The following is a 26,322-nucleotide window of genomic DNA, read 5'->3' as shown; positions in this document are numbered from 1 at the left end:
GTCAGTCCACAACACCGAGCAGACGCAGTGTTTCTTTACGGTAACGTGCCAGTGCTTCTTCATTACGGGTTTTTGACCCGTGCAGGAACCACCACAACTGACCCATCATCGGGCCGATACCGCCAATCTGGAAATGCAGCCACTGCTGAACCTGACATTGTTCTTTCAGGGAATCAGGCTTAAACAGCGGATATTTATCAGATAGCCGGGTAAGAATAGCACCGGATTCAAACAGCGTGATACCCGCCGCGTGATCAACAATGGCGGGGATTTTTCCGTTCGGATTAATCGCCAGAAAGGCAGGCTGATGCTGTTCACCGGCAGATAAATCAACAAAACGCCGCTCAAACGGAATACCTGCTTCGTGCAGGAACAGGGCGACTTTCAGGCCGTTCGGGGTATCAGCGGTGTAAAACGTGATATCCGGTTTTTTTGATACAGTCATGGTGACTCCGTTTCAGATAAATAGATAGTTGCAAATGCAATCGTTGTATTTGCAACTATAATCCTGTTTATCCGACAACACAAGCCGCTGTCATTCTGCTGACTGTGCTTTTCCGGCCACCGCAGTAAACAACGCCGTCATACGGGTAATATCATCTTCACTGAACTGACTGAGGAAATCCGCTTTGATCACCGCCTGATACACCACCCACATTTCTTTTCTCAGCGCTCTGCCTTTTTCTGTAATAGTGGCAAAAGCGGCACGCCGGTCACTGTCAGAGCGGGAGCGGGTAACCAGGTCTTCTTTCTCCAGCCGGTCAATCAGCCGGGTCAGGTTATAACGTTCAATAGCCAGTACATCTGCCAGTTCATTCATCCGCCGCGTGCCGTTTTCACCGCTTTCCAGCCCCCACAGCACATCATACCAGGCATAAACCGGCAGCCCGGCCTGTGACAATGCAGTTTCAATGTTGCGGATCAGCAGCCGGTGAGCACGGACAAACGCAAACCAGGGATCGGGCAGATTCGGGGTCATAAGGGTTTTCCTGTTAAAAGACATGATTGCAAATGCAATTATACAGACGGAATCAATATGCGGAGAATATTTTTACCCGGTCACCGTCCGGAACCTGTTAATTGGTGTACCATAACATCAGATATTATTCAGAATATGAAATCAGAATAAGAAATGTACGGAGAAAGTATGAAATACCAAAATGTGACCGACACGCCCGGTGAGAATTCCTATTTCCTCGTTTTTAATCTGACAGATACCCCGAAAACCCGGGAAAAGGTGGTTACTCTGTGTAATAACCTGTCCGGTATTCTGCGCAGCATCCGTAACCGCTTTCCGAAACTGGAAGTCAGTTGTGTGATGGGCTTCGGGGCGGATGCCTGGCAAAAACTGTTTCCGGATGCGGGCAAACCCCGCGAACTGAATACCTTTGAAGCGATTAAAGGACCGCGTTTTACTGCCGTATCCACCCCCGGTGATATCTTCTTTCATATCCGCGCCCTGAATGTGTCCGCCTGTTACGAGCTGGGTTCCATCATCAGCCGTGCTCTGAGCGGTGCAGTGACCTGTGAGGATGAAGTTCACGGTTTCCGTTATATGGACGGACGCGCGATTATCGGCTTTGTCGACGGGACAGAAAACCCGGAATTTGAGGATGAACGCAAAGAATATGCGGTTATCGGCGACGAAGATCCGGGATTTGCCGGCGGCAGTTATGCGTTTGTTCAGAAATATATTCACGATATGGATGCATGGCAGAACCTGAGCACCGAAGACCAGGAAAAAGTTATCGGTCGTCATAAATTTAATGATGTCGAACTGACGGATGAGCAGAAAATCCCTGGCTCCCATAATGTGGTGACCAATATTCAGGACGAAGAGGGTAATGACCTGAAAATTGTCCGTGCCAATATGCCGTTCTCCAATCCGGCCAAAAATGAGCATGGTACCTATTTTATCGGCTATGCCCGCTATTTCGCCACCACCCGGCGGATGCTGGAAAATATGTTCGCCGGGAAAGAAACCGGTGCGACCGATGAATTACTGAAATTCAGTACTGCCGTGACCGGCACGCTGTTCTTTATTCCGTCTCCGGCCATGCTGGATGATGTTGAATAACTGACCTGATCCGGGGGGATCACTCCCGGATCAGCTTTCCCGCCTGATATTCCCGCGTTTTTTATTGGTATTTCCCCGTTGTCTGCGGTAAAGTTTCCGGCTTTTTTCCGGCATGGCAAACAGCGGAGGCATTATGTTTATTGGTTTTGATTACGGAACATCCAACTGCTCAGTGGCAGTAATGAAAGAGGGCACTCCGGTGTTATTACCACTGGAGGGGGATAATGTCTATATTCCGTCCACCCTGTGTGCACCGACACGCGAATCCGTATCTGAACACCTGTTCCGTCACCGTAATATTGCGCCGTCAGATAATACCGGCGAACAACTATTACGCCGTTCTGTTGCCTTTAACCGTGAGGAAGGGATTGAACTGGTGCCGGAAGATATTCTGTTCGGTCAGTCGGCGCTGGAACTCTATCTCAGTGATCCGCGTGATGTCTATTACGTCAAATCCCCGAAATCCTTTCTCGGTGCCTCCGGATTACATGATGTGCAAATCAGTTTCTTTGAGGATCTGGTCTGCGCCATGATGGCAAATATTAAGTCTCAGGCTGAGCTGTCCACACAGCAAATGATCACAGAAACCGTGATCGGCAGACCGGTTAACTTCCACGGACTGGGTGGTGAAAACGCGAATAAGCAGGCGGAAGCCATTCTTCTGCGGGCCGCAAAACGGGCCGGTTTTCAGGAGGTGACCTTTCAGTTTGAACCGGTGGCTGCCGGGCTGGAATATGAATCGGTGCTGAATCATGATCAGACGGTGCTGGTGGTCGATATCGGCGGCGGTACCACGGACTGTTCACTTATCCGCATGGGGCCGGGTTACCGGGGACAGGCAGATCGCACCGGCAGTCTGCTGGCACACAGCGGACAGCGGGTCGGCGGAAACGACCTTGATATTTACCTGGCCTTTAAACAACTGATGCCGCTGTTCGGCATGAAGAGCCGCGCGGCCTCCGGTATTGAAATGCCGCTGATGCAATTCTGGAACCCGATCGCCATTAATAACGTCGAAGCACAAAAAGAGTTCTATTCGCGTCAGAATCTCACGCTGTTACAGCAGCTGAAACGGGATGCGGCAGAACCGGAAAAACTGCAGCGTTTGCTGGACGTATATAACCAGAGCCTGGGTTACAGTATTGTCCGCCGGGCGGAAGAGGCGAAAATCGCGCTTTCCGCCTCACCGCAATACCGTGCGGCTATCCGCCTGCTCAGTGAAACACTGGAAACGGAGATCAGCGCGGCGGAGATGGAGGAATCCATCGCCTCTCCGAAAGATAAAATGATTTCCCTGGTGAATGATGCGGTACAACAGGGCGGTGCAACACCGGATGCTATTTTTATCACCGGCGGCTCAGGGCGTTCACCGGTATTATGCCGTGCCATTGAAGCTCAGCTGCCGGGAATTCCGGTCGTCAGAGGGAATGACTTCGGCTCGGTAACCGCCGGTCTGGCACGCTGGGGCGAAATTTGTTTTAAATAAACTTGCAACAGACCGGTCGGTCTATTAGAGTATCGCCATGAACAAACATACTGAACACGATACCCGCGAACATCTTCTGGCCACCGGCGAACGCCTGTGTCTTCAGCACGGCTTTACCGGCATGGGACTCAGCGAACTGCTGAAAACAGCCGGAGTGCCAAAGGGATCGTTTTATCATTATTTCCGCTCCAAGGAGTTATTCGGCGTTGTCATGCTGGAACGCTATTATGAAGATTACCTGGAGCGCCTGACCGGGCATTTTGAGCACGGGGCAGGGAATTACCGCGATCGGTTTCTCGCGTATTATGGTGATATTCTGAAAAATGCCTGTCAGCACAGCCATATTCAGGGCTGTCTGACGGTTAAATTATCTGCTGAAGTGTGTGATTTATCGGAAGATATGAATGCAGCCATGGATAAGGGCGTCAGTAAAGTGATCGCGCTGCTGGCGCAGAGCCTGGAAAACGGAAAGAAAGAGAAATCACTGACGTTTGAGCGGGATGCACAGCACACCGCACAGGTACTTTATTCACTGTGGCTGGGGGCAAATCTGCAGGCAAAAATTTCCCGCAGTACCGCGCCGCTGGAAAGTGCGCTGGCCCATGTTGAAACACTGATTACCGCGCCTGAGTGACTATTTTATATACGTCACGACAGGCGTTTTTATTTATCTGAACACTAGTCGACTGGTCTAATCCGGAGATATTATGTCACAACATCCATCGTCACAGAAAAAGCTGTTTACCCCGCTGAAAGTGGGAGCATTTACCGCACCGAACCGTGTATTTATGGCACCGCTGACCCGGCTGCGCAGTATCGAACCCGGTGATATTCCGACTCCGCTGATGGGCGAGTATTACCGCCAGCGTGCCGGTGCCGGGCTGATTATCTCGGAAGCCACCCAGATTTCCGCACAAGCCAAAGGCTATGCCGGTGCTCCGGGGCTGCACAGTCCTGAACAGATTGCGGCCTGGAAAAAAATCACGGCCGGTGTGCATGACGCAGGCGGCCACATTGCTGTTCAGCTGTGGCATACCGGGCGAATTTCCCATAACAGTATCCAGCCGGGACAACAGGCACCGGTAGCACCATCTGCTATCAGCGCCGGTACCCGCACCTCACTGCGTGATGAGAATGGTCACGCTATCCGTGTCGATACTTCCATGCCGCGCGCACTGGAAACCAGTGAGATCCCGGGGATTGTGAATGATTTCCGTCAGGCGGTTGCCAATGCGCGCGAGGCCGGTTTTGACATGGCAGAACTGCATTCCGCTCACGGTTATCTGTTGCATCAGTTCTTATCACCGGATGCCAACCATCGTACCGATCAGTACGGCGGCAGCCGTGAAAACCGCGCCCGTCTGGTGCTGGAAGTCGTGGATGCGGTGTGTGCGGAATGGGGGCCGGAGCATATCGGTATCCGTGTGTCACCGATTGGTTCATTCCAGAATATGAGCAACGGCCCGGATGAAGAAGCAGATGCTCTGTATCTGATTGAAGAGCTGAATAAACGTAATATCGCCTATCTGCATATGTCTGAGCCGGACTGGGCAGGCGGCCAGCCGTACAGCGAAGATTTCCGCCGCAAGGTGCGTTCTCTGTTCCGTGGCGTGATCATCGGTGCCGGTGCTTATACTCAGGAAAAAGCCGAAGATCTGATTGAAAAAGGGTTGATTGATGCAGTGGCATTTGGCCGCGATTATATCGCCAATCCGGATCTGGCGGCACGTCTGGCGAAAAAAGTACCGCTGAACCCGCAGCGCCCGGAATCCTTCTACGGCGGTGGTGCCGAAGGCTATACCGATTACCCGTTTATGGCATAACAGATAATAACCCGGCAGCAAACCGCGCCGGGTTATTTTTATGGCCGGATAATTGTATGTGCATACACCGTACTGAAGCCGTCCATCTCTATTTTGCGGAATTCCACATCAAAGACTTCATTTAATAATGAGGATTCCAGCAGTTCGGCGGATGAACCGAAATAGCGTAATTGTCCCTGTGATAACACAATAACTGATTCAAAATAGCGGAATACCATATCCAGTTCGTGCAGACACACTACCACCAGTTTTTCTTTTCCCTGAGCCGTTAAATCCTCAATCAGCTGCATGCGGTGTTTTATATCCAGTGCAGCCCCCGGTTCATCGGCAAATATCACCGGCGGGTCACACATCAGTGCCATTGCGGTAAGTACCCGGCTTTTTTCCCCTCCCGATAATATATGCCAGTGTTTATCCAGTAACGGCTGTAATTCATATTTCCGGCAGGCGGATGCTTTTGCTGTTTTCGGATCAGATGCCCGCTCTGCGGCCAGCGAAATTAATTCATCTGTCCGCTGATCCCAGCAGGGATTAAAACTCTGCGGGATAAGGCCGATTTTCCGCATCCGCGCAGCGCCTTTATAACGGCTGATATTTTTCCCGTCCAGTATCACGGCACTGAATACCTCCGGGGTCAGCCCGGATAATGCTTTTATCAGCGTGGATTTACCGGAGCCGTTCGGGCCGATAAGCGCAATACTGCCTCTGGCGGGTAAATGCAGGGAATCAATCGTCAGTATTGTTTTATCCTGTTTACGGACATTGAGGTTATTCACTGTGATCATGATTTTCTCACCCGTTTCGCCAGCAGATAAATAAAGAAAGGGCCGCCGATAAAGGCGGTGATCAGCCCGAGCGGTATTTCCCCCGGCGGCAGCAGGCTGCGCGATAATGCATCGGAAAACATCACCAGTGCCGCACCAATTACCGCAGAGGCGGGCAGAACATATTTATGGCGGGCACCGGTCTGCCAGCGGGCAATATGCGGGGCAATCAGTCCGATAAAGCCGACAACACCGCCGAGTGACACGGCAATCGCCACAATGGCGGATCCGGCAATTAAGGCCAGCACGGTAAACCGTTCAACCGATAAGCCGAAACTCATTGCCATTGTTCTGTCCAGTCCCATTAAATCCAGCCCGTCAGATAACAGATAAACAGATAGCAAAACTGACACGAGGGTTAATATCAGGCTGATAATCAAACCGTCACCGGACGGCGTTTGTATTCCGCCCAAAATCCAGCTTAATACCACCTGGAGGCTGGTGCTTTCATCGGATAACGCCATCATCATAAATGAACGGGCGGCATTTAACACCGCACTGACAGCCACCCCGGTTAATAACAGCGTGGCGGTATCCAGTGACCCGGCAATCCGCGAGACGGATAACACAATAAATATCGCCGCCAGTGCGCCGCTGAACGCAAATAACGGCAGTGATACCGCCAGCGGGAATCCGAGCGGGACTAATAATGCAATGGTTCCGCCGATCGCCGCACCGCCGGAAGATCCTAATAACCAGGGTTCTGCCAGCGGATTACGGAATACCCCCTGAAAAATAGCGCCGCTTAACCCCAGTAATGCACCGGTAAACCCGGCGGTAATCACACGCGGTAAACGCCATTCGGTTAATAAGCGGGATGTCAGATCATCACTGTAAAACAGGGCGCTGAGCACTTTCAGCGGACTTTCCCAGGTGTGACCCGCACAGGCTGAAAAAATAAATGCAGCGAAGAGGATGAATAACAGGCTGACGATTTTCACTGTTTCAGACTCCATTTTTCAAATATGTCAGACATATATTCAATACCGTCAATAATCCGGGGGCCGGGAATAAGCACATAGGCACTTTTTACCGGATAAATATCGTTGTTTTTTACCGCTTTCATTTGTGACCAGCCGGGAAGTGCCAGTAAGTCCCGGATTTTATCGCCGGTGATGGTGTACAGAATAATATCAGGATCGGCGGCGATGATGGCTTCCGGTGATACCTGTTTCAGCGCCGGTCCGGCCTGTTTATATTCCTCCAGCGCCAGCGTTCCGCCCGCTTTTAAAACAGAATCAGCGGTATATCCGGGGGTTTTCTTATATGCCTGCGGACGGGCAACCAGTAATAACCCGTTACTGACCTGACCGGTGATCATAATAACCCTTGGTGCCCGGTAACCGGGCGGTTTTTGCTGAACAGTGTGCAGCCGCTGCTCCATTTTTGCCGCCACCTGTTCACCTTTTTCCGTTGTTTTGGTGACCTGCGCCACCAGACGGATATTACGGATAATCTCTTCAATACTGTTTCCCTCCAGCACCAGTACAGGAATACCGAATTTGCGCAGCGGTATTAATAATTGATGTGTCGCCTGGCGGGCAGGAGTCATAATGACCAGATCCGGTTTCTGTTCAATGATCCGTTCCAGGGAAAAACCGAGACGACCGCCGATTAACGGTTTATTTTTGATTTCATCCGGGAAATAGGTATAGGCATCAATACCGGCGATATTGTCAGCCAGTCCGAGGATGGCCACAATTTCGGTATTTGATGAAAAGATAGTCACAATACGCTGCGGTTTTTCGCTCAGTGTGACCGGCGCAGATAATTGCGCCACCATACTGAAAGCAGGCAGAGCATGGCACAGGGCCATGCTCAGTGTGATGATAATAATCAGGACTTTCATTGTTGCCGGTTAAAAACGGTATGTCACACCGGCAATAAATGACCGGCCGGGCATAGAGGTTCCCGGACTGCCGTTGGATTTTGACGGCAGCATAATATACGGGTCTTCATCCAGGGCAAAAAAGACCGGATGCTCGTTTTTATCCAGAATATTGTCTATCCGACCGTACAGCGTCAGCGACTGACTGATATCCACATCAGCCTGAAGATTCCAGACCATAAATGGTGATTTACGCATGACATATGAGGAATAAGGGCGGATCTCCGGAATAATTCCTTCTTCGGTTTTATACCACATCGGCCCGCGCAAAATACCCTGTAACTGAAGGCTCCACGGATAACGGGCATTGGTAAAATAAAGCTCGTTAATAAATGCAGCCTGGTACTGATACATGCGCTGAACTTTATTACTGTTATTGGTTGCGGTTATTTTGGCGCCTTTATCTTCCATATCGAAATTCCAGCTGCCGTTTAAACGCATGACCCAATCCCAGTCTGTCTGCCAGTCAAATACACGGTTAACCGTGGCACGGCTGTTAATTTCCAGTCCGCGCACCACAATATCATCGTCGCTGTTGGCATACTGATAAACATTCGGCGCCAGAACGTTGGTCTGTATTCTGTTCTGAATGGTATTCTGAAACAGGGCAATATCCACCGAATTCAGAGAATCACCGAGTGTCGCGCCCACTTCAAACTGACGGTTGCTTTCCGCTTTCAGGGAACTGTTGCCCAGATATTGCGTACCGGACAGCGTAATATAATCCGCGCCCAGCTGTGTGGCGGTCGGTGCACGGTAACCGGTGGCGACAGAGGATTTCAGGTTCAGCCAGTCATTGACCTGATAGTTGGTACCGAGACTCCAGGTTAACTGATTATAGGAGGCGCTGCCGGTGAACTGATTATCCAGGTTCGGGGTTTTATCGAAATTGGTTTTCCCGTAGGTATAACGCATCCCGCCGCGGATTATCCAGCTGTCATCAAATAAACTCTGCCGGTCATCAAAATAAACGGCATACTGATTTTCAGTCTGATTATTATCGTACGGTGCCGATTGTTTTACCGGGTTGCCGCTGACACTGACCTGATCACGTTCTGAACGCAGACGACTGTATTCATAATCAACGCCTAATAACAGATCGTTCTGCTCATGGAGTTTAATGACCGGCTGGAATTTCACGCCGTAAATATCCAGCTGACGACGGTTATGATCACTGCGGGTTTTCGCTGTCAGCGGTGATGCCCAGCGGAAATTATCCACATCCTGCACAAAATAGGCATGGCTGTTCATTCTGAAAATACTGTCGTCGGTGCCGTTTTTCCAGACCACATCCGCTGAGCGGTTATAACGGGTATCTTTGGCGTAAATATTCCCGGTTGAACCACGGAAACCGCCGTCATAAATACCGTCTGTCCGCAGTGATACATCGAGCAGGTTACTTTCGTTAATCTGCCAGCCTAAATTACCGCTTAAACCAAAACGTTCCCAGTTGGTATTTTCCTGTTTGCTGCCGCCTTTCCCGGAATGGTAGTCATCACGGCGGCCGGCTTCAAACCCGACATAGCCGTAAATATCGCCGTCATCATTCTGAAAACCATAGCCGCCGTAGGTCTGTGCCAGTCCCCATGAGCCGGTTTCCGCTGAAATTTTCCCGCCTTCGTCGGTTAATCCGTTTTTCAGGAAAATATTAATCACGCCGCCCATTGCCTGAGAGCCGTAAATAACCGAAGAGGGCCCGCGGATAACTTCAATCCGGCTGACATCTTTCGGTGATAATTTGGATAAGTTCGCGGTTCCCGCACGGCGGCCGTTAACTAATACCAGCACCTGTCCGGCAAAATCTTTTCCCTGGCCATCTGTTGCGGCGCCGCGGATATTAATGGATGTCTGCCCGGGACTCCATTCACTGAAAAAACCGACGCTGTTTTGTGCCAGTAATTCGGTCAGACTTTCCGCCCGCGAGCGTTCAATCTGGTCACTGTCAATAACCTGCGTGGTGACGGTGGATTTCCGCTGCTGTTCTTCACGGCCTGACGCGGTGACAATTAACGTATCACCGCTTTCTGTATCCTGTTTTACGGTATTTTCCGCCCCGGCGGATAATTGTGAATATGACAGGATCAGAGAAACCAGCGCCAGTTTCCTGCTGTTTATTTTCATTTTTTAAAACTCATTTTTATATAATGCCTGACCAAGACACCGGTTATATCCGGTGTATTCCCTGAAATAATTTTTCTGACACAAATAACATCAAGTGTTAATGAGATCCGTTTTCATCTTAAGAAAACAGGGCAGGCTAAGTCACTAAAAAATATGACTAATCGTCTGAAACGGGAAAGTGGTCAAGATAATTGAAAACAAACCGTTACAATCACGCAGGGAGATAATAAGAAAGGTGAGCAGATGTTGAAAATATGCTGCATTGTTAAAAACCCGGCGGCACCGGAACGATGCCGCCGGATAAGGCTACAATAAGCGGATGCGGTGCCGGAAGCGATCAATAAACTGCTGATTCCAGTCATCGCCGCCGGTGGCATTGCCGCTTTTCCAGATTGGCGGTTCGATGCCTTGCTGTGCCAGCAGATTTACCGTTTCGGTTATCAGGGCATTCAGAAGAAAAGCATTGGCAAAGGTGGACATCGCCGCCACCTGCTGAGTTATCCCCGGGATCTGCATAACCGCATCACCGACCTGAACCTGTGAATCCAGCACCAGGTCGGCGATATCACACAGGTTCTGTCCCGAAGGATGGCGCGCGGGGTGATCTGCCGGTGTTTCCCCGGCGTGGGCAACCGACGTTACTGCTATCACCGTCACCCCGCGCTTTTTCGCTTCAAGGGCAATATCAATGACAGAGGCATTAATACCATACGCATTGATAAGCACCATCACTTCCCCGGCCTGCACCGGGTTGTTATTCATCACAATCCTGCCGAAGCCCGGCAGCCGTTCAACCGCCATTGAGCGCAGTGCGCCGTTTGTCAGCAGCGTACCTTCATCAAGGATCGGATTAATATGCATCAGCCCCCCGGCGCGGAAAAAAACTTCCTGGGGGCCGAGGTTGGAATGTCCGCCGGATGCCGCAACGTGGATCAGGTTATCCCGTGTTATCTGCTCCGCCAGCAGGGCGGCAGCCCGCGGCAACGTATTACGGTTACTGTCCAGCACGGTGTGCAGATGTGCGGTAATTTTGCTGAGATATTCCGCGGATAACGCCAGCGGATCAGTTGTTGTATTTATCATCGTTATGCGCGGTAAACCGCCTCCCCCTGAAGATACGTTTCCAGCACCTGCAATGTGCTGCCCCGGATATCAAGTACCACGATATCCGCCCGTTTTCCGGCCGTGAGTGTGCCTCTGTCTGCCAGTCCGAGGAACGCGGCCGGGTTTTCAGCGGCATAACGCCAGGCGTGTTCTGCGTCACTCAGTCCGCTGCGGATCAGAAAACTGACACAGTCCAGAGCGGATTGCGCCGAGCCTGCCAGCAATTCTTCATTAGCAGCGAGATGCAGACGGCCTTGCTCTGTCAGCACCACATCACCGCCGATATGGGTGTGATAACGGCCCGGTGCCATACCGCCGAATGCCGTGGTATCGCTGGTCAGCAGAATTTTTCCCTGTTTGGCACGCAGGATCACTTTGATCAGTGACGGCGGCAGATGAAACCCGTCAGTAATAATACCGCTCCATAAGCTGTCTTCCGCCAGTTGCGCCCAGATGGGGTTATGGTGGCGGTGCATCTGCAATTCACAGCCATTGCCGAGGTGAGTGGACATTGTCGCGCCCAGTTCTGCGGCGCGGCGGATTTGCTCCGGTGTTGCTGCAGTATGGCCGATGGAGACACGGATATTGTTATCCGTACAAAAGCGGATAGTGTCTGCCAGCCCGTCGTCCTGTTCAGGAGAGAGTGTCAGTATCCGCAGCAATCCCTGTGATAAATCATGCCACTGCCGGACTTTTTCAGCATCGCAGTGCTGCACACAGGCTTTATCGTGAGCACCGCGCGGACCGCTGACCGGTGAGATAAACGGGCCTTCCAGATGAATACCTGCTGTGGAGGCCCGAATCCGGGGATCAGCGGCACAAAAGGCAGCAAAATCAGACATCAGTTGTGAAATCGCACTATCGCTGTTGGTGATAATGGTCGGGCACAGGCTGGTCACCCCTTTCTGATATAATTTTTCGTAACTGTGGCGGACATCATCCCGGTGCAGCGGCAGGGTGTTGTAATCCGTTCCCGCGTAACCGTTGACCTGCAAATCCGTCAGTCCGGCGGCGACATACGGCAGATTTTCCGGGGTGTCAGTATGCAGGGGCTCAATACCGGTGATAACACCGTTATCCGCCGTGACAGTAACCGGCTTGCCGTTCAGGGTTTTAGCGCGGATCAGCATAAGTCTGCTCCTGAATCTTTATCCAGATAAAGGAAAGCACTGTTGTGACGGCGCAAAATGGTTGCCGGCAGCTCTTCACTGACAGGATCATGGATCATCCGCGTAACGGCCTGCCGCTTGGTTGCGGCCGGTACCACACATACCATATGGCGGGCACTGACCAGTGCAGGAATTGTCAGTGTCAGGGCATACATCGGGACATCATCTGTCCGCGCAAAGCAGCCGTCGTTGACCTGCTGCTGACGGCACTGTTCATCCAGTTGCACCCGTTTGACAATGTCGCTGTCACTGAAATCCGCCACCCACGGATCATTAAAGGCAATATGACCGTTTTCGCCGACACCCAGACACACCAGATCCACCGGTGCGGCGGAAAGCAGTTCCGCATAGCGGCGGCATTCGGCTTCACTGTCCGTGGCATGCGCCCGGATAAAATGCGTTGCCGCCGGTTTTACCGCATCAAACAGATGTTCCTGAATATAGTGACTGAACGCCTGCGGTGCTCCCGGCGGCAGACCGATATATTCATCCATATGAAATGCCGTCACTTTTGACCAGTCAATTTCCGGGAATGATTGCAGGTGCTGCAAAAATTCATTCTGCGAGGGCGCAGAGGCAAAAATAATACGGACTTCCGGCTGTGATGCCTGACACTGAACAATAATATCGCGGGCTTTTTCTGCCGCCGCACGTCCCATCGCATCACGGTTTGCATAAACAGCATAGTGCAGCAGGTCTTTCTGACCGGCAGTAACAAGAGAATCAGTCATCATTATTTTCCTCCGACAGGCGGAATAACGCCTCTGTAAAAAGGTGCTCCGCCTGCGGCGCAAACGGGGCATCAAGATAAAAGTAGTATGCGGAATCGTGTGGCTCATAACCGCCTTCGGCAATATGGCGGGCTGACGGCAGGTAACCGGCCATACCGTTGCTGTAGCCGATCCCCAGGAAATATTTCCCTTTGGTGCGTAATAATTGCTGGTAGTGATTAACGACTTCCGCACTGACCGTCAGCAATTTCAGCTGCGGTGAAATATGCAGGCAGGACAGGGTGATGGTTTGTTCTGCATGCAGGGGGATCCCGCGTTCTGTTTGTTTCAATCTGGTCACCGCCCATTCATGTTCAATACTGTCCGGCGCATGAGTATCACGGAACTGAATCAGTTGCTCTGTGTTCATGACAGGCTGTAATGGCAGCGACACCCGGCGGTGGCGGAAAGATGGCGGTGATGTCAGCGGAAGGTGCTGTAAATCCGGTTGTTGCAATGCATCCAGGAAGAGCGCCGCCAGCTGTTTTCCGCAGGTTTCCATCTGCGCGTAATCCCCCCGGTAAAACTGCCCGTCACGGACCAGGGCCGGACGCAGATCCCCGCAGAACCCCTGCAGCAACATACATACAGCGCCCGGGAAGGCGGTTTCAATCTCATCACAGACCACGCCCGGATATTCACCGGACAGTATATTGTCGCCGGTGATGGTCGGGTGACACTGGTTATGCACCAGCACCGCGCAGACCTTTTGATCCGCATTAGTAAATCTCACCAGCGTGGCGATGGTATCTGCGGGTTCATCCGGATTTGGCGCCATGGTGATCTCCCCGCTGACCATCAGCCGCCGGTGCACGGCCAGAGGACAGGGGGATTCGGTAATGTGTGCTGTCACCGGCTGCCCGGCCGCAAGTGCTGTCCGCAGACCGGTAATGACCTGTTGTGTGATAAAGGCATTGTATTGCGGGTCACATTCACCCAGCTGCGGCGAGTGAGTATCAGAGGTCTGCGGTGCACTGTGGCTGTGAGTGGCTGTCAGGATCAGATCCAGCCCGGCCAGTTCAGGTATGTCTGCCAGTGCCGTGCGGATCTGCCGGTTGAGGTTATCACCGGCAAACAGCAGTTCGAGACTGACAACAGCATGCTGCCGGTTCAGGATAAAACAGCGGGCATACAGCGGCATGCCAATCTGCGTACAGGGCTGATGCCGGAACGCAAATCCGCCTAATTTCACCGGCAGTGACGGTGTGATATCCGTTTTACTGACGCCGAGTATCATGATGACGACCCGCACAGTGACACTATCAGTTGCAGATTGCGCATGATATGGAACGGATCTTTTACCGGCAACGCTACCACCTTGTTCAGCGGCGCACCTTTGCGATCGCGGATTTGTGTCCATTCTCCCTGTTCCCGGTTCGGGAAGGTGTTCAGCACATAGTCTGCCGTCTGCTGATAGAGGCTGAAAAATTGCGGATCGTTACTCTGATCAGCCATCAGCAGCAGGGTGTACAGCGCCTCCGAATGTACCCACCAGATTTTACTGCTCCAGGTTTCTGCTATCAGGGTTTCATACGGGTCGCCGCCAAGCAGACGCCCGGCAGGCGGAGAGCCGTCCGCCAGGGTGTAGCGGAACAGCCCGCCATATTTCTCATCCCAGCCCATATGCCACATCAGCGGGGTGATTTTCGCAATGGCAGGCAAATACGTCTCTGTCTCACCAAGCAGTTGCGCGGCATGGAAGCAGAACCACATATTTTCCAGTGTGTGACCCGGTGTTTTATGACGGGCGAGCAGGGTATCGCGGTACTCAGGCGTTACTTTCATCTCCAGCGGGATCAGTGTTTCCGGGTCGTGAAACGCCGTAAAAATACGCTCGAGGCTGCGCCGTGTCAGGGTTGTCAGCCGCGAAAGCGCAGGGTGCTGATAACGGAGAGCATAACGCAGCAACTCCGTCACCGTTCCCAGCATAATCATTTCATAGGCGTACGGTTCAAAACCCGGCGGCGCGGGATACGGTTCACTCCGTACCCGGCCTGATGCCAGCCGCCGGCTGACATTGTCATACAGTACCAGCGCATGCTCAAAATACCGGTTTTCACCGGAAACAAAGGCATATTCACACAGGCCGATCACGACAAAACAATCGGCATAAAACGACGTGTCATACCCCTCGCCCGGTTTCATTTCCAGCTTATTACCACGGCGATCCAGCAAAAAGGCACAATGGCCGTTATCGAGAAAAGCGTGGTTCAGCAGAAAATCCGCCGTTTGTTTTGCATGCGCCAGCAGGGGGGCGGCATCCCCCTGACATAACCCGCTGCGGATCAGCGACGCCTGACGGCTCTCATTCCACAGAAAACGCCCCTGTGACCAGGTAAACTTGTTTTCACTCAGCAGTGTGCTGCCGTCATTACTGAAGCAGGTAAACACGCCGCCGGAATCCGTATCAACCGCCCGCAGCCAGAACGGTAAAATGTTCTGTTCCAGCTCCTGCTGCCATAAAGCGCGGCATTGTGCTTTCTGTTGCGTGGTTAATCCCATATCAGTGACCTCCGTCGCGGCTCAGTTTATGCATCAGAGCATCCACTTCCGGTTTTACCGGATTTTTGCGCGCCACAATGGCTGCAAGGGTAAAGAACACCAGTGAACAGAAGACCGGACCACCGACAGACAATGCCATAGACGGATCAGTCACAAACAGTTTGGTACCGGCAAAGACGGCCAGACCAATCAGCATGGATGTGATGGCGATTTTCGGCCCGCAATGCTTATAAAACGGCAGCAGACCCAGAACCATCGGAATCGAGGCCGGACCGATTAACCCGCCGAACCACACCACGATCAGCCCGATAATGCCGCCGAAGTGCTCCTGATTCAGCGCCAGGATAATCGTGCAGAGGGTAAAGGTGAATGTGACGGTTCGCGCCATCCACAGCGGCGTTTCACCGTTGGCTTTTTTCACTTTTTTCGAGATCAGCGGCAGGATATCCCGCGATAAGACAGAACTGATCGCATTGGCATCAGAAGCCACCATCGACAACGTTGCGGCAAACATAGAGGCAAGGATCACCCCGACAAACCCGGCAGGCAGATATTTCAGTGTCAGCATGGAATAGATTTGTGTCTGCTCACCGTGCGGAACATCCGGGATCAGCAGCGGGGCGGCCCACATCGGCGCAAACAGAATCAGCGGCCAGACAAGATAAAGCGACGCGGACAGGATCATCGCGCGGCGTGCCTGCTTACCGTCCGGTGAGGCAATAAAGCGGGACGCGAGGTTCCAGGTGCCGCCGTTATAACTGAGGAAACAGACAAACGCGAAACTGGCAAAAAACAGCGGGCTGTACTGACCATTAAACCAGTCACTGTGACCGGCCGGCAGCCTGTCCCACATATCCAGATAGTTGGTGCCGATATCACCCAGCTGTGACTGCACAACGAAAAACATGACGATCCCTGCGGCAACTCCGACCAGGAACTGGAAAAAGTCATTCATGGTATCGGCCCATAACCCGCCGACGGTGACGTAGATCATCGCCACCACACCGGAAATCAGCACACCATAAATGATCGGAATACCGGTAAAACCATAGAACAGCACGCCGATCGCCGCATATTTCCCTGCGGTATCCAGCAGTTTCAGCAGTACGCCCAGCCAGGCGATCAGCTGCTGGGTTTTGATATCGTAGCGGACTTTGAGATATTCCGTTGGTGACTGAATCTGTAACGCATCACGTAACCGGGCCCAGCGGGGAACAATCAGCCACGCGCCCAGCAGACAGGCGATAGTCACGTTCAGCGCCCACCAGACATACAGGTTAAATCCGGTCGCATAGGCAAGGGCGGCATAACCGGTAAACACCACGCCGGAATACCCCGACACATGATGAGAAATCCCGGCCAGCCACCAGGGCAGACCACCGCCCGCGACATAAAAATCCTTGGTGCCTTTGACACGACGGTACGCATTTAAGCCGATACCAATCATGATAATGAAGAAAAGTGAGAGTGTTATCCAGTCCGGCGTTTGCATCTTATTGATTCCTTATAATTATTTTGTCATCAACATCTACAGTAAAAACGGGGATTGCGGGTACAGGTATAAAATAAATCATCGGCAGCAGGGTACTGCTTATCCTGACTGTACATTAATAACGCACGCTGTAAATATATTTAATTTCACTGTATGTTATTAATACGATCTGACTCACAATTCAACAACACACGCAGGGCGCATCAACGGCGATTTATCCGGCAGATAATGTGTGATACATATAGGATAATCACATCACCTGCTCTTGACTTATCAGGTAAACAGCTGAAAATCAGTCTGTTCCTCACTCACTGAACCGGAAAACAGCTTATTATGGTGAAACCGTCTCTTTCGTCAGAACGCAAACAGCATCTGTTCCGGCAAATCCTGGACGCATATAAAGCGCAGACGCTGATCACCCGTAAAGGGCTCGCGATCACCAATGCATTGCGTCCGGCTACCGTGACACAGCTGGTCGGCGAAATGATTCAATCCGGTATTATTTCTGAAGATACCGTAAATCACCAATCCGGTCCCGGACGCCCGGAGGTCGGCATTATTCCGGATTTCGGGTTGCTGACCGCTATTTTTATCTGTATTGACGCCAGGAATATCACGGCATCGCTGGTGGATATCCGGGGCGTGGTACTCGCGGGTGCGCATCAGCCGGTTCATGATGACAATGCTGACAGCGAAACACTCCTGAACTGTTTCCGGACACTGATAAACCGTCTGCTGCAAAACTGCCGGGCGGATACCCGTGTGCAGGGGATTATTATTTCGCTGCCCGGCGTCATGGATGCAGAACATGGCCACTGGCTTTACACCAACCGCTGGCCGAAAGCACGCCATATGGATTTATCACAACTGACAACGGAATTTTCCATTCCGGTCAGTCTGGTGAAAAACTTACAGGCGGAACTGAATGCCTTTATCCTCGAAAATGACGAACTGTCGGCCAAACGCGTGCTGTATGTGCACTGGGGGGAAGGGATTGGTGCTGCGAGTTATTCAAAACAGCAGATTAACGCTAATCCGCAGGGACTGTTCGGTGAGCTCGGACAACTGACATTCGGGGATTCACATACCATTGAACAGATGTTTTCCCTGTCGGCACTGCGTGGTGTGCTGAGTCATACGCTGACCGGCGACTTAAGTAATGAACGGGCAGCCGCAAAAACATTACAGCATGCCGATATTATGGCGGTACCGTGTCTGAAAAATGCAGCGGATATCTGGAGCCGGGTGCTGGCAAATATCTATTTCATCCTGTTTCCTGATGTCATTATTTTCTCCGGCCCGTTCACGCACAATGAGGCATTATTCCGTGAAATAACAACCGGGTTCAGTCAGCATGTACCGGAATATTTTGAGCAAAATGTGATATTCACCATCAACCATAAATCGTATATGAATGAAATGAACGGTGCATTATCACCGTTCTTTGATGGGCTGGTGGCGGAATATTGCCGTCAGGGAAGTTAATCAGCGCCGGGTTATAATCTTAACGGAGTTGATTTTTTTACCGTAATTAAGCACATTCCTTTTCCCGCTCGTTTCCGTGTGATATTCACCGGTGAAATTTTTACCTTCATAGAAACGTACCTGCCAGCCGGACGGAATAATTACCGAAGAGAGGGTGCCGTCAAAATCGGAGTGATATAAATCAGGAATATCTTCGCTGATCTCAAGATAGTTTCCCCGCTGCCAATTTTCCGCATAGATAATTACGGTTTTGCGTAACTCTTTCTCTCTGGTAATTAATTTACTTGCCGAGCACTTTGCTTCTGTCTCCCGGCAGAAAATACTGTCGTCACCCTGAACCAACTGACAGCGGTGTGACACACTTTTCCGTGCCAGTGCTTCTGTTACGCCGGCCTCAATATGCATATCAGAAAAGGGTGATAACCGGCAGATAAAAATAGTCTCTGGTTCATAACGATAACCGCCGTGTCCTCCGCTGCGGGCAGACACAACCGCAGAAAATAATATCAATAACAATGTCAGCTTTTTCATGATGTTCCCTGCTGTTTAAAGTCAGAACAGAGTAAGAGAGTGTTCACTGCCGGGACAGCAGATATATCTGATAAGGTTCTGTTCCGGCTACGGGAATACCAAAATTTTGTGATAACACGCCTTAACTTGATTTTGCGCCATAACGGAGAATAATGGGGCGGATAACATTACAGATACACGCAGTTGTTTATTCCCCGGGGTTTCTTCATGGTCAGTGGTTTATTTATCGGCATCCTGTTCGGCGGGTTGCTTCAGTCAGGTCAGTTCTGTTTTGTTTCCGGGTTCCGGAACATTCTTTACCAGCGAAATACCCGGTTCCTCACTGCATTGCTGATTGCCGTCACTATTCAGTCTGTTGGTTTCTTTGCCCTGGAATCCGCCGGGTTATTACACATACCGGAAGGAAATCTGCCGATCACAGCGACACTTGCCGGTGGTTTTATATTCGGTGCGGGGATGGTTCTGGCCGGTTGTTGCGGCAGCGGTGCCTGGTTCCGTTCCGGTGAAGGATTAACCGGGACCTGGATTGCCTTATTTTCGTTTGTTGTCACCATGGCCGCCGCTCAGAAAGGCAGCCTGAAACATTGGTTTGAACCGTTATTACAACATCCCGCGCAACCGGACACGATTTATAAAACCCTGAATATTTCCCCGTGGTTCCTGGTGGCTTTTTTAATTATTCTCACCGCCGGATTACTGATTTATCAGCATTATCATCCCCGTTATACACCACCGTCACAGAACCGGTTTAATTATCTGCCGCTGAACATTACCGGTATTTTAATCGGTATTCTCGGGATTATTGCCTGGATTTTCAGTGCCGAAGCCGGCCGTAATTTCGGCTATGGTGTCGCTGTTCCTTCCGGCAATGTTGTTCAATATCTGGTGACCGGACAACAGCGTTATTTTAACTGGGGAACACTGTTTGTAATCGGTATTTTCACCGGTTCGATGATAAGCGCGATTATCCGCAAAGAATTCAGATTAACACTTCCGCCGGATGGTATCACCGTCGTCAAACGCCTGTTTGGCGGTATTATTATGGGGGCGGGCGCCACACTGGCCGGCGGGTGTACTGTCACGAACTCTCTTGTGGCGACTGCTTATTTTTCCTGGCAGGGATGGATTTCCACCTTCACCATTATGGCCGGTGTCTGGATCACCAGTTATTTCTTCCGTTCAGGGCAATGTCGTTTGTAGGATCATATATGAAAATAAAATCACTCTTTTTTCTGTTACCGTTATTACTGTCCGGTTGTGATCAGACCGTAGTAAAAGAGATCGGCATTGAGGAATTGTCAGAGAACCTGAACAACCCGGAATACCTTATTATTGATACCCGGCCGGACAGTTTATATTTTGGCTTCAAAGATAAAGGCGCTGCCCGCGGCGGTCATATCAAAGGTGCGATGCAGTTTACCACCGGCTGGCTGGATTTTATTGACGAAGATAAATTCGATAATTTTCTGGCAGAAAAGGGGATTTCGAAAGAAAAAACCCTGGTATTTTATGACAGTGACCCGGATTCACTGGAAAGAATTACCGCTGAATTTGCCGCCAAAGGTTTTCAGGTCAGGGCATTTAAATCGTTTATCCAATACAGCAATTCTGATCTGCCGATGGATAAATACCCGAACTATTTTCTGAGTGTTTCGCCCGTCTGGCTTCAGGCCGCTCTTAACGGCGAAAAACCGGAAAGTTATACTCATGATCAGAAGCCGGTAATATTTGAAGTGTCATGGGGCGATGCGGAACAGTCAAAATCTTATTCGACCCATATTAAAGGGGCATTCCATTTTAATACCGACTGGATAGAAAACGGACCGGTCTGGAATTTATCCGAACCGGAGGTTATCAAAAATAACCTGCTGAAAAACGGTATCCGCAAAGATACCCCGGTGGTTGTATATTCTGAAAATCAGATGGCAGCATTGCGGGTATTATGGGCGCTGAAGTGGGCAGGTGTTGAGGATGTCCGTTTCCTGAACGGTGGTTTAAATGTCTGGATGGATGCGGAATTACCAACCGAAACCACGCTGAATATTCCGGTACCGGTTGCGGATTTTGGTGCGGAAATTCCGGTTAATCCGCAGGTCACTATTGCCATGCCGGCGGAAGCCATACAGGCTCAGAAATCCGGTCTTAAACTTATCAGCAACCGGACATGGGATGAATACACCGGCAAAATCTCCGGCTATGACTATATTCCGCGCAAAGGTGAACCGGCGGGCGCAATATGGGGGTTTGGCGGTAAAAATGCGAATGATATGTCCGACTATTATGACCCGGACGGCACATTGCGTAATCCGGAAGAAATTTTTGCCTTATGGAAAACACAGGGTATCGAACCGACCGATCAGGTTGCGTTTTACTGCGGCACCGGCTGGCGGGCAAGTGTTTCCTGGTTTATGACTCAACTGGCGGGCTGGGAAAACAGCCGGATTTATGACGGCGGCTGGAATGCCTGGCAGATGGACCCGGCATTACCGGTATTAAATAATATTCAGAGCCAAAAACCGGCGGCACTGAATGATTATGGTGAAATAATCAAAAAACCGGGACAATCCTGTAAAAGCTGATTTAAACGGAAAACCGGTTTCCGGAGAAATAACGGAAGCCGGCATTTACCGGTTATTTACCATGGGCTATCCGGCCAGATACTGTCTGTTTTGTTATCAGCATCATCCAGAGAATCTAGATATAAATTCTCAACCTCAGTCCGGGCCCAGGGAGTACGGCGGAGAAATTTCAGGCTTGATTTCACACTCGGATCATTTTTAAAACAGTTAATCCGGATTAACTGACTCAGCTTTACCCAGCCATATTTTTCCACCAATGCATTAACCTGCATTTCGAGGGTAACGCCATGCAGCGGGTCTTTGGAAGTGTGGGCTGTCATAAATAAATATCCTGTTATTTGCCTGATCTGGGAAGAATACCGTAAACTCCGGGGTATGACAATTATCCCTCCCGGCAGACTCATTCCGTATTACTTCAGGATCTGCATTCTTCCGTTAGTCACCTTACCTTCACTGACTAATTTTCCGGCAGTATCAAATTGTTTAACTGTACCGGTAAAGGCACCGTTTTCCATTGTACCTTGTATATAGACCCCATTACTGGCGGAGTCGTGATAATACTTAAACGGGCCATATAACCGCCCGTCACGGACAGTTATTTCACTTTTTAAATTACCATTTTGCAGATAATTTTTCACAACGCCGTTAACTTTACAATTTTTCAGCGGCATGGTCATTTGTGGTCTTCCGCCGCCATAATAGGCATAGATATAACGGTCATAGCAGCCATTTTTTACCCGGGATTTAAACCTGATAGTCCCGTCATTATAGTGGCGCAGATATTCACCATCTTTTGTTCCCGCAGGTACAGGCGGAACCTGAAGTTCAGTACCTTCCATCGATTGAAAATTTTTCAGGGAGATTTCAGGGCCGCTGCTCATTGATTCACACGCGGACAGTAATAATACAGAACTTAATATTAAAGGCAGAGTAATACCCATAATAACCCTCGCGACAGCATAAATAAAAGTACGTATATATTTGTAATAACTGAAAAATATCGTTCCGATGTTCAGAATAGAGCGGACAAACGGCGCTGACTATAGGAAAGGGATTACTGGCTGGCTGTTTTATATTGATGCTGATGACTGATAAGATATCTGTCAGAAAAGTTAAACGGATTTAATTACCACAAAAGAGAGAACAGGGCAGATGAATCTAAAAAAGCAGGCAGCGAACCGTCTTATTTTTGTACTCTCATGTCTGTTTATCGCAGGATGCAAACCGGATACGTTGTCAGAGCAGTCTCAAAAAATCCGTCAGTTTGACGGAGTTTATGTATGCAGCATAAGCAAGTCATTTAATCAAATCGCAATTGAGCAGAAAAATAAACACGTTTTTCCGTCTGTCATGGTGAAAACTACGATTACGGTTAAAGACGGAGTTATGACAATTCATGGTATGAAATCAGGTGATTACGTTTCTCACAAAATGTCGGTCACTGAGCCGCCGGTTACCGACGACGACCGCGTACTGCATTCAGAAGTGGAACTTCGTTATAAAGATGGAACTATACAGGAGGACTTCACAAAGAAATATGGTACTGCATCAGTATCTGAAGGTGATCCTTTTGACAAAGGATTTATGCAGCAACTCAGCAGTTGCAGGTTATCGCCGGATGGGGTGATCCCAAGCCAAAGATAACAGGTGATACAGGGGTTAGTCAGATAAGCTCAGATTTATCAAAGCCCTATATCATTTAACATAATATACATTATGCGAACCAAGGTTGTAGAGGCTCAATGCTAATGTCTAGCGCGTGAAAAACTAGAAGAAATACATGGGCTGACTATTGGTAAAGAAACACTTCGTAGGTTGATTAATCATCGCTTTGGCAAGCTCCCTCGCCATGAATATGATGTACATCGACCTCTAGATGTCGATGATAAGAGAGATAACCGGCGCTCACAATCTGTGCCAGCTGGAAATGGGTCGTCACGACGCAAAGAAAAAGCGCCGGGAAAAAAATCCCAGCGCACTATCGACCAAAATGACATGTTAGAAGCACTCGTTAAACTTCAAGGGCGTTCAAAGGAGATCTTTGGTAAAAAATAAATTTCACAACTAGATGAATACACTCAATATGTTTTGATTAATTGCTGGTGAATACATAATTATTTTACAGAGGATTACTTTTTTAGTGAAAGCAATGTATATACTATGAAGAAATATGATATTCCTAATGTTAAACTTGTGTCTATAGCGAGGATAAAATAATCTTGAGAATGCCAATCATTTACAAGACGCATTCCGAGAAAAGAGAATAATAGTACACCTAAAATGAGGACGTAACTCAGGCCTGTAATAAAAGAAGAACATGTGCGATTCTTATTATAGAAATCCCCTTCCCGTGTAAAACTTACGCTGCCAGTCGGTAGATTTAATGCTGATCTTATATCAGTTTCAAGATCACTTAAGTATTTATAATTACGTCTTATAAAACAGGTTTTATGGTAAAGGTTTATTGTAAGATAAAAAACTACTATTATGAATATACTTTGTATAACACCATAGGGAAAGCTTTCTTTGAGTTCCTTAATCCGAACGTCACTCGCAATTCCGCATAATTTCGCAATAATATCAACAAGTAAGGGTTGTGCTTCAGAAACGTTGAAGGTTAATAGTGTTGAAAAACCGACAACAGCTAGCAAAATAAGCAGAGACTGATTTCTACTTTCCCATACTGAAAACGTTAGATCATAAGTTTTATGATAATGCTCAACCAGCAGTTCTTGGTTCTGCATGACAACCTCAATCTTTTTAAGTTATTTAATTTTTATAATCGCTCTGAACAAATTAGCCTGAAATATTGCATCCTTAAGAGCGTTATGATTAGCTGTCATCGGTACATTAAGTACTTTCGTCATATGAGATGATCTACTTTCGGACCATGACGTTGTCAATCGGCCCATGAACAATGCTTTAATATCAAGTGCGCTAAAGCCAAATGGATTTTCTCCAAGGTAAAAGTGAAAATAATAGTTAATAAACGACCAGTCAAAGGGGGCATTTAGGCCAACAAAGATAGGTATATCATCTGGCGACGTCACCTGGTTTATCCACTGTTTAAAAGCCAGCATTGCCTCCTCTGGTGGAAGCCCTCTGTCCTCCAGTTCTTCCAGGGTAAGTCCAGTTATTTCGAGTGCAGCAGGAATAAATTCGGGTGTTGTTGGTTTGAGTTCGCATGAGAAGCTCACATCCGTATCAGATACCAGACATGCTCCAATACTGAGCAAACTATATTTCCCTGGTACCGGGCCAGAGGCTTCTATATCAACAGAGATGAAAATTTCTTTTTTTATTGTCATGGTATTAATGTCTCCATTGAGACTATTGTAGAGCGGGATTTAATTGAATTCCAGTGTGCAAGGAATTCACGCTTTTTGTCTTCAATCATACCTTCATCTTTCCACATGTGGGCTGATACAGTCTGAATATCAAACGGTAACGGAGTCCCTTCCTTGGCTAGTATCATTGTGGTATGCCCTCTTCCTAATGCATATCCCAGTTCAAGGAAGCAGTTCGGTCTTGAACCCGTAAGATCTGCAATCACCACCCGGCTTCTGTGAAGGCGTTCAAAGACTTCTTGGTTAACGTTCGCATGCTCATAACCTTGGCTACCATCAACAATGACCATACGATACCCCAATTCATTCTCCATAACGGGTTTAATCACACAATCAAAGTAGTTCTTCACCGCAGTGTGATCTTCATGTGTCCGATTCATTAAACAAACAAAAAATGCAGTTGGTGGCGTAAGGCTCTTTAGAAGTTGTATGACGGTCTCAGCACGTTCTTGAGAACTTTTACGGTTAGGAAAATCTAGCAAATTAATCCAGTCATGAGACGAGCGATCGTCTTCTGTTTTAAAGAGCCTCGCTGAATGCGAGCTTGCCAGAGCATACTCAAAAATTTTACGGGAGCCTGTGTTATTTGCTCCAATATTGAAATTGAGAGGAATAACTGGTTTACCAGCATCATGATAAAGATTTGATAGAAACAACACTCCCTCACTCCCACCGATGGTAATTAGCACATCACCTGATCGGGACTGTATCTCCATCCTTTTACTGGCCATGTTCCAGTGAGCTGCACTTTCAATCCTGACGTGTGAGGTCCCCCGATATTCATCCCATTGTTCAATGTATTCTTCGGGAATTTGATCCTCATTTTTATGGTGTTTGACAGCTATAATAAGCGGGCCAAGGGCCCCTGAAGGTCGATGATGAAGATTTTTTATAACTTCGCTCCAGACTAACCAGTCAAAACATATAGGTTTGTTGTCACCGGAGCGAAATTTTTCGGCATCAACAGGAATAACGAAATTTGCCCCCTGACGGACTAACTCTCGAACGAGGTGAGCAATAAACGTCCGAGCTTTGTCCACCTCTTCGCTAGATGCAAGCTCTATTTGCTCCGGAATGCTGCCTGTAATATGAATTCGCCTTCCAGACAAAAAGTGACCTGGCAT

General features: G+C 49.4%; 26 protein-coding genes and 1 pseudogene. 9 read left to right on the top strand and 18 right to left on the bottom strand.

All coding sequences use genetic code 11. The features are described 5' to 3' along the window. Position 1: 1 nt before the first annotated feature. Entirely contained in the window at positions 2-445 is a 444-nt protein-coding gene (locus tag AAZR23_RS05400; protein ID WP_434691084.1) for a glutathione S-transferase family protein, read from the bottom strand. A gap of 90 nt (positions 446-535) precedes the next feature. Next, positions 536-979: a MarR family winged helix-turn-helix transcriptional regulator gene (locus AAZR23_RS05395; RefSeq protein WP_218454024.1), complete on the bottom strand. Its 444-nt coding sequence runs from the start codon at positions 977-979 to the stop codon at positions 536-538. A 168-nt stretch (positions 980-1,147) separates the two neighbouring features. Here AAZR23_RS05395 and AAZR23_RS05390 point away from each other — a divergent pair, with 168 nt between their 5' ends. The 4 genes from AAZR23_RS05390 (at position 1,148) to AAZR23_RS05375 (ending at position 5,386) form a co-directional block, all read left to right on the top strand. Beyond that, positions 1,148-2,077: a Dyp-type peroxidase gene (locus tag AAZR23_RS05390; protein ID WP_434691080.1), complete on the top strand. Its 930-nt coding sequence runs from the start codon at positions 1,148-1,150 to the stop codon at positions 2,075-2,077. Between the two features lie 133 nt (positions 2,078-2,210). Then, positions 2,211-3,563 (top strand): molecular chaperone, encoded by a 1,353-nt coding sequence (yegD, locus tag AAZR23_RS05385; RefSeq protein WP_166707786.1) that lies wholly within the window; start codon positions 2,211-2,213, stop codon positions 3,561-3,563. Between the two features lie 37 nt (positions 3,564-3,600). Beyond that, positions 3,601-4,197 carry a TetR/AcrR family transcriptional regulator gene (locus AAZR23_RS05380; RefSeq protein ID WP_046892117.1) on the top strand — a complete coding sequence of 199 codons (597 nt, stop codon included), beginning with the start codon at positions 3,601-3,603 and terminating at the stop codon, positions 4,195-4,197. 73 nt (positions 4,198-4,270) lie between these two features. Further along, entirely contained in the window at positions 4,271-5,386 is a 1,116-nt protein-coding gene (locus AAZR23_RS05375; RefSeq protein ID WP_434691077.1) for an alkene reductase, read from the top strand. Positions 5,387-5,424: 38 nt separating this feature from the next. Here the strand turns inward: AAZR23_RS05375 and AAZR23_RS05370 are convergent, their stop codons facing one another. From AAZR23_RS05370 to AAZR23_RS05325, 10 genes are all read right to left on the bottom strand, one after another. Beyond that, on the bottom strand, positions 5,425-6,171 hold the full coding sequence (locus AAZR23_RS05370; protein WP_218428307.1) for an ABC transporter ATP-binding protein: 747 nt from the start codon (positions 6,169-6,171) through the stop codon (positions 5,425-5,427). Further along, positions 6,168-7,151, bottom strand: coding sequence for a FecCD family ABC transporter permease (locus tag AAZR23_RS05365; RefSeq protein ID WP_434691073.1), 984 nt, complete (start codon positions 7,149-7,151; stop codon positions 6,168-6,170). The genes AAZR23_RS05370 and AAZR23_RS05365 overlap by 4 nt, the downstream gene beginning before the upstream one ends. Further along, entirely contained in the window at positions 7,148-8,059 is a 912-nt protein-coding gene (locus AAZR23_RS05360; protein WP_434691070.1) for an ABC transporter substrate-binding protein, read from the bottom strand. Before AAZR23_RS05360 ends, AAZR23_RS05365 begins: the two co-directional genes overlap by 4 nt. A 9-nt stretch (positions 8,060-8,068) precedes the next feature. Further along, positions 8,069-10,219 carry a TonB-dependent receptor plug domain-containing protein gene (locus AAZR23_RS05355; RefSeq protein WP_434691068.1) on the bottom strand — a complete coding sequence of 717 codons (2,151 nt, stop codon included), beginning with the start codon at positions 10,217-10,219 and terminating at the stop codon, positions 8,069-8,071. 306 nt (positions 10,220-10,525) lie between these two features. After that, on the bottom strand, positions 10,526-11,302 hold the full coding sequence (locus tag AAZR23_RS05350; RefSeq protein WP_434691065.1) for a sugar isomerase domain-containing protein: 777 nt from the start codon (positions 11,300-11,302) through the stop codon (positions 10,526-10,528). Between the two features lie 2 nt (positions 11,303-11,304). After that, a complete protein-coding gene (locus AAZR23_RS05345) occupies positions 11,305-12,453 on the bottom strand; it encodes an N-acetylglucosamine-6-phosphate deacetylase (RefSeq protein WP_434691062.1) in 1,149 nt (382 codons plus the stop codon). Continuing rightward, positions 12,447-13,226 carry a glucosamine-6-phosphate deaminase gene (locus tag AAZR23_RS05340; protein WP_434691060.1) on the bottom strand — a complete coding sequence of 260 codons (780 nt, stop codon included), beginning with the start codon at positions 13,224-13,226 and terminating at the stop codon, positions 12,447-12,449. The genes AAZR23_RS05345 and AAZR23_RS05340 overlap by 7 nt, the downstream gene beginning before the upstream one ends. Continuing rightward, the gene (locus AAZR23_RS05335) at positions 13,216-14,499 is read right to left on the bottom strand and encodes a hypothetical protein (protein ID WP_434691058.1); all 1,284 of its coding nucleotides are present in this window, start codon (positions 14,497-14,499) and stop codon (positions 13,216-13,218) included. Before AAZR23_RS05335 ends, AAZR23_RS05340 begins: the two co-directional genes overlap by 11 nt. Next, a complete protein-coding gene (locus AAZR23_RS05330; protein ID WP_434691056.1) occupies positions 14,496-15,764 on the bottom strand; it encodes an AGE family epimerase/isomerase in 1,269 nt (422 codons plus the stop codon). Before AAZR23_RS05330 ends, AAZR23_RS05335 begins: the two co-directional genes overlap by 4 nt. A gap of 1 nt (position 15,765) precedes the next feature. Beyond that, positions 15,766-17,256, bottom strand: coding sequence for a sodium:solute symporter family protein (locus AAZR23_RS05325; RefSeq protein ID WP_046892127.1), 1,491 nt, complete (start codon positions 17,254-17,256; stop codon positions 15,766-15,768). Positions 17,257-17,589: 333 nt separating this feature from the next. On the opposite strand from AAZR23_RS05325, the gene AAZR23_RS05320 reads away from it, so the two are divergent. Continuing rightward, complete coding sequence (locus AAZR23_RS05320) at positions 17,590-18,741, top strand: ROK family protein (RefSeq protein ID WP_434691053.1); 1,152 nt, start codon at positions 17,590-17,592, stop codon at positions 18,739-18,741. Here the strand turns inward: AAZR23_RS05320 and AAZR23_RS05315 are convergent, their stop codons facing one another. After that, the gene (locus AAZR23_RS05315) at positions 18,742-19,272 is read right to left on the bottom strand and encodes a beta/gamma crystallin-related protein (RefSeq protein ID WP_434691051.1); all 531 of its coding nucleotides are present in this window, start codon (positions 19,270-19,272) and stop codon (positions 18,742-18,744) included. A 207-nt stretch (positions 19,273-19,479) separates the two neighbouring features. Between AAZR23_RS05315 and AAZR23_RS05310 the strand changes: the two genes are divergently transcribed. Together AAZR23_RS05310 and AAZR23_RS05305 are read left to right on the top strand one after the other, a co-directional pair. Next, positions 19,480-20,472 carry a YeeE/YedE family protein gene (locus tag AAZR23_RS05310; protein WP_218428291.1) on the top strand — a complete coding sequence of 331 codons (993 nt, stop codon included), beginning with the start codon at positions 19,480-19,482 and terminating at the stop codon, positions 20,470-20,472. A gap of 8 nt (positions 20,473-20,480) precedes the next feature. Next, positions 20,481-21,851 carry a rhodanese-like domain-containing protein gene (locus tag AAZR23_RS05305; RefSeq protein WP_434691049.1) on the top strand — a complete coding sequence of 457 codons (1,371 nt, stop codon included), beginning with the start codon at positions 20,481-20,483 and terminating at the stop codon, positions 21,849-21,851. Between the two features lie 56 nt (positions 21,852-21,907). Here AAZR23_RS05305 and AAZR23_RS05300 read toward each other — a convergent pair whose 3' ends face one another. Beyond that, entirely contained in the window at positions 21,908-22,171 is a 264-nt protein-coding gene (locus AAZR23_RS05300) for a VF530 family DNA-binding protein (protein WP_107679124.1), read from the bottom strand. A 90-nt stretch (positions 22,172-22,261) separates the two neighbouring features. Next, entirely contained in the window at positions 22,262-22,732 is a 471-nt protein-coding gene (locus AAZR23_RS05295; protein ID WP_166707771.1) for a toxin-antitoxin system YwqK family antitoxin, read from the bottom strand. A 271-nt stretch (positions 22,733-23,003) separates the two neighbouring features. On the opposite strand from AAZR23_RS05295, the gene AAZR23_RS05290 reads away from it, so the two are divergent. Continuing rightward, the gene (locus tag AAZR23_RS05290) at positions 23,004-23,495 is read left to right on the top strand and encodes a hypothetical protein (protein WP_434691046.1); all 492 of its coding nucleotides are present in this window, start codon (positions 23,004-23,006) and stop codon (positions 23,493-23,495) included. A gap of 234 nt (positions 23,496-23,729) precedes the next feature. Next, positions 23,730-23,906 (top strand): annotated as a pseudogene (locus tag AAZR23_RS05285) (ISNCY family transposase); the annotation flags it as partial. 74 nt (positions 23,907-23,980) lie between these two features. Here AAZR23_RS05285 and AAZR23_RS05280 read toward each other — a convergent pair. The 3 genes from AAZR23_RS05280 to AAZR23_RS05270 are packed head-to-tail and all read right to left on the bottom strand — an operon-like array spanning position 23,981 to position 26,322. Next, positions 23,981-24,595: a hypothetical protein gene (locus AAZR23_RS05280; RefSeq protein WP_432692956.1), complete on the bottom strand. Its 615-nt coding sequence runs from the start codon at positions 24,593-24,595 to the stop codon at positions 23,981-23,983. Positions 24,596-24,616: 21 nt separating this feature from the next. Next, positions 24,617-25,159, bottom strand: a complete 543-nt coding sequence (locus tag AAZR23_RS05275; RefSeq protein WP_432692957.1) for a 3'-5' exonuclease — start codon at positions 25,157-25,159, stop codon at positions 24,617-24,619. Continuing rightward, on the bottom strand, positions 25,156-26,322 hold the full coding sequence (locus AAZR23_RS05270; protein WP_432692958.1) for a hypothetical protein: 1,167 nt from the start codon (positions 26,320-26,322) through the stop codon (positions 25,156-25,158). Before AAZR23_RS05270 ends, AAZR23_RS05275 begins: the two co-directional genes overlap by 4 nt.

Source organism: Morganella sp. Je.2.23 (assembly GCF_051129855.1).
Classification (GTDB): domain Bacteria; phylum Pseudomonadota; class Gammaproteobacteria; order Enterobacterales; family Enterobacteriaceae; genus Morganella; species Morganella sibonii.
Note: the sequence above shows the minus strand (reverse complement) of the source record. Positions and strands in the feature narration are given on the sequence as shown.

Coding starts and splice junctions, on each gene's coding strand:
- AAZR23_RS05280 (WP_432692956.1), bottom strand. CDS start 24,595: ATGCAGAACCAAGAACTGCTGGTTGAGCATTATCATAAAACTTATGAT.
- AAZR23_RS05360 (WP_434691070.1), bottom strand. CDS start 8,059: ATGAAAGTCCTGATTATTATCATCACACTGAGCATGGCCCTGTGCCAT.
- AAZR23_RS05300 (WP_107679124.1), bottom strand. CDS start 22,171: ATGACAGCCCACACTTCCAAAGACCCGCTGCATGGCGTTACCCTCGAA.
- AAZR23_RS05375 (WP_434691077.1), top strand. CDS start 4,271: ATGTCACAACATCCATCGTCACAGAAAAAGCTGTTTACCCCGCTGAAA.
- yegD (WP_166707786.1), top strand. CDS start 2,211: ATGTTTATTGGTTTTGATTACGGAACATCCAACTGCTCAGTGGCAGTA.
- AAZR23_RS05290 (WP_434691046.1), top strand. CDS start 23,004: ATGAATCTAAAAAAGCAGGCAGCGAACCGTCTTATTTTTGTACTCTCA.
- AAZR23_RS05330 (WP_434691056.1), bottom strand. CDS start 15,764: ATGGGATTAACCACGCAACAGAAAGCACAATGCCGCGCTTTATGGCAG.
- AAZR23_RS05310 (WP_218428291.1), top strand. CDS start 19,480: ATGGTCAGTGGTTTATTTATCGGCATCCTGTTCGGCGGGTTGCTTCAG.
- AAZR23_RS05380 (WP_046892117.1), top strand. CDS start 3,601: ATGAACAAACATACTGAACACGATACCCGCGAACATCTTCTGGCCACC.
- AAZR23_RS05355 (WP_434691068.1), bottom strand. CDS start 10,219: ATGAAAATAAACAGCAGGAAACTGGCGCTGGTTTCTCTGATCCTGTCA.
- AAZR23_RS05400 (WP_434691084.1), bottom strand. CDS start 445: ATGACTGTATCAAAAAAACCGGATATCACGTTTTACACCGCTGATACC.
- AAZR23_RS05335 (WP_434691058.1), bottom strand. CDS start 14,499: ATGATACTCGGCGTCAGTAAAACGGATATCACACCGTCACTGCCGGTG.
- AAZR23_RS05270 (WP_432692958.1), bottom strand. CDS start 26,322: ATGCCAGGTCACTTTTTGTCTGGAAGGCGAATTCATATTACAGGCAGC.
- AAZR23_RS05275 (WP_432692957.1), bottom strand. CDS start 25,159: ATGACAATAAAAAAAGAAATTTTCATCTCTGTTGATATAGAAGCCTCT.
- AAZR23_RS05325 (WP_046892127.1), bottom strand. CDS start 17,256: ATGCAAACGCCGGACTGGATAACACTCTCACTTTTCTTCATTATCATG.
- AAZR23_RS05395 (WP_218454024.1), bottom strand. CDS start 979: ATGACCCCGAATCTGCCCGATCCCTGGTTTGCGTTTGTCCGTGCTCAC.
- AAZR23_RS05315 (WP_434691051.1), bottom strand. CDS start 19,272: ATGAAAAAGCTGACATTGTTATTGATATTATTTTCTGCGGTTGTGTCT.
- AAZR23_RS05305 (WP_434691049.1), top strand. CDS start 20,481: ATGAAAATAAAATCACTCTTTTTTCTGTTACCGTTATTACTGTCCGGT.
- AAZR23_RS05370 (WP_218428307.1), bottom strand. CDS start 6,171: ATGATCACAGTGAATAACCTCAATGTCCGTAAACAGGATAAAACAATA.
- AAZR23_RS05295 (WP_166707771.1), bottom strand. CDS start 22,732: ATGAGCAGCGGCCCTGAAATCTCCCTGAAAAATTTTCAATCGATGGAA.
- AAZR23_RS05350 (WP_434691065.1), bottom strand. CDS start 11,302: ATGATAAATACAACAACTGATCCGCTGGCGTTATCCGCGGAATATCTC.
- AAZR23_RS05390 (WP_434691080.1), top strand. CDS start 1,148: ATGAAATACCAAAATGTGACCGACACGCCCGGTGAGAATTCCTATTTC.
- AAZR23_RS05340 (WP_434691060.1), bottom strand. CDS start 13,226: ATGATGACTGATTCTCTTGTTACTGCCGGTCAGAAAGACCTGCTGCAC.
- AAZR23_RS05320 (WP_434691053.1), top strand. CDS start 17,590: ATGGTGAAACCGTCTCTTTCGTCAGAACGCAAACAGCATCTGTTCCGG.
- AAZR23_RS05345 (WP_434691062.1), bottom strand. CDS start 12,453: ATGCTGATCCGCGCTAAAACCCTGAACGGCAAGCCGGTTACTGTCACG.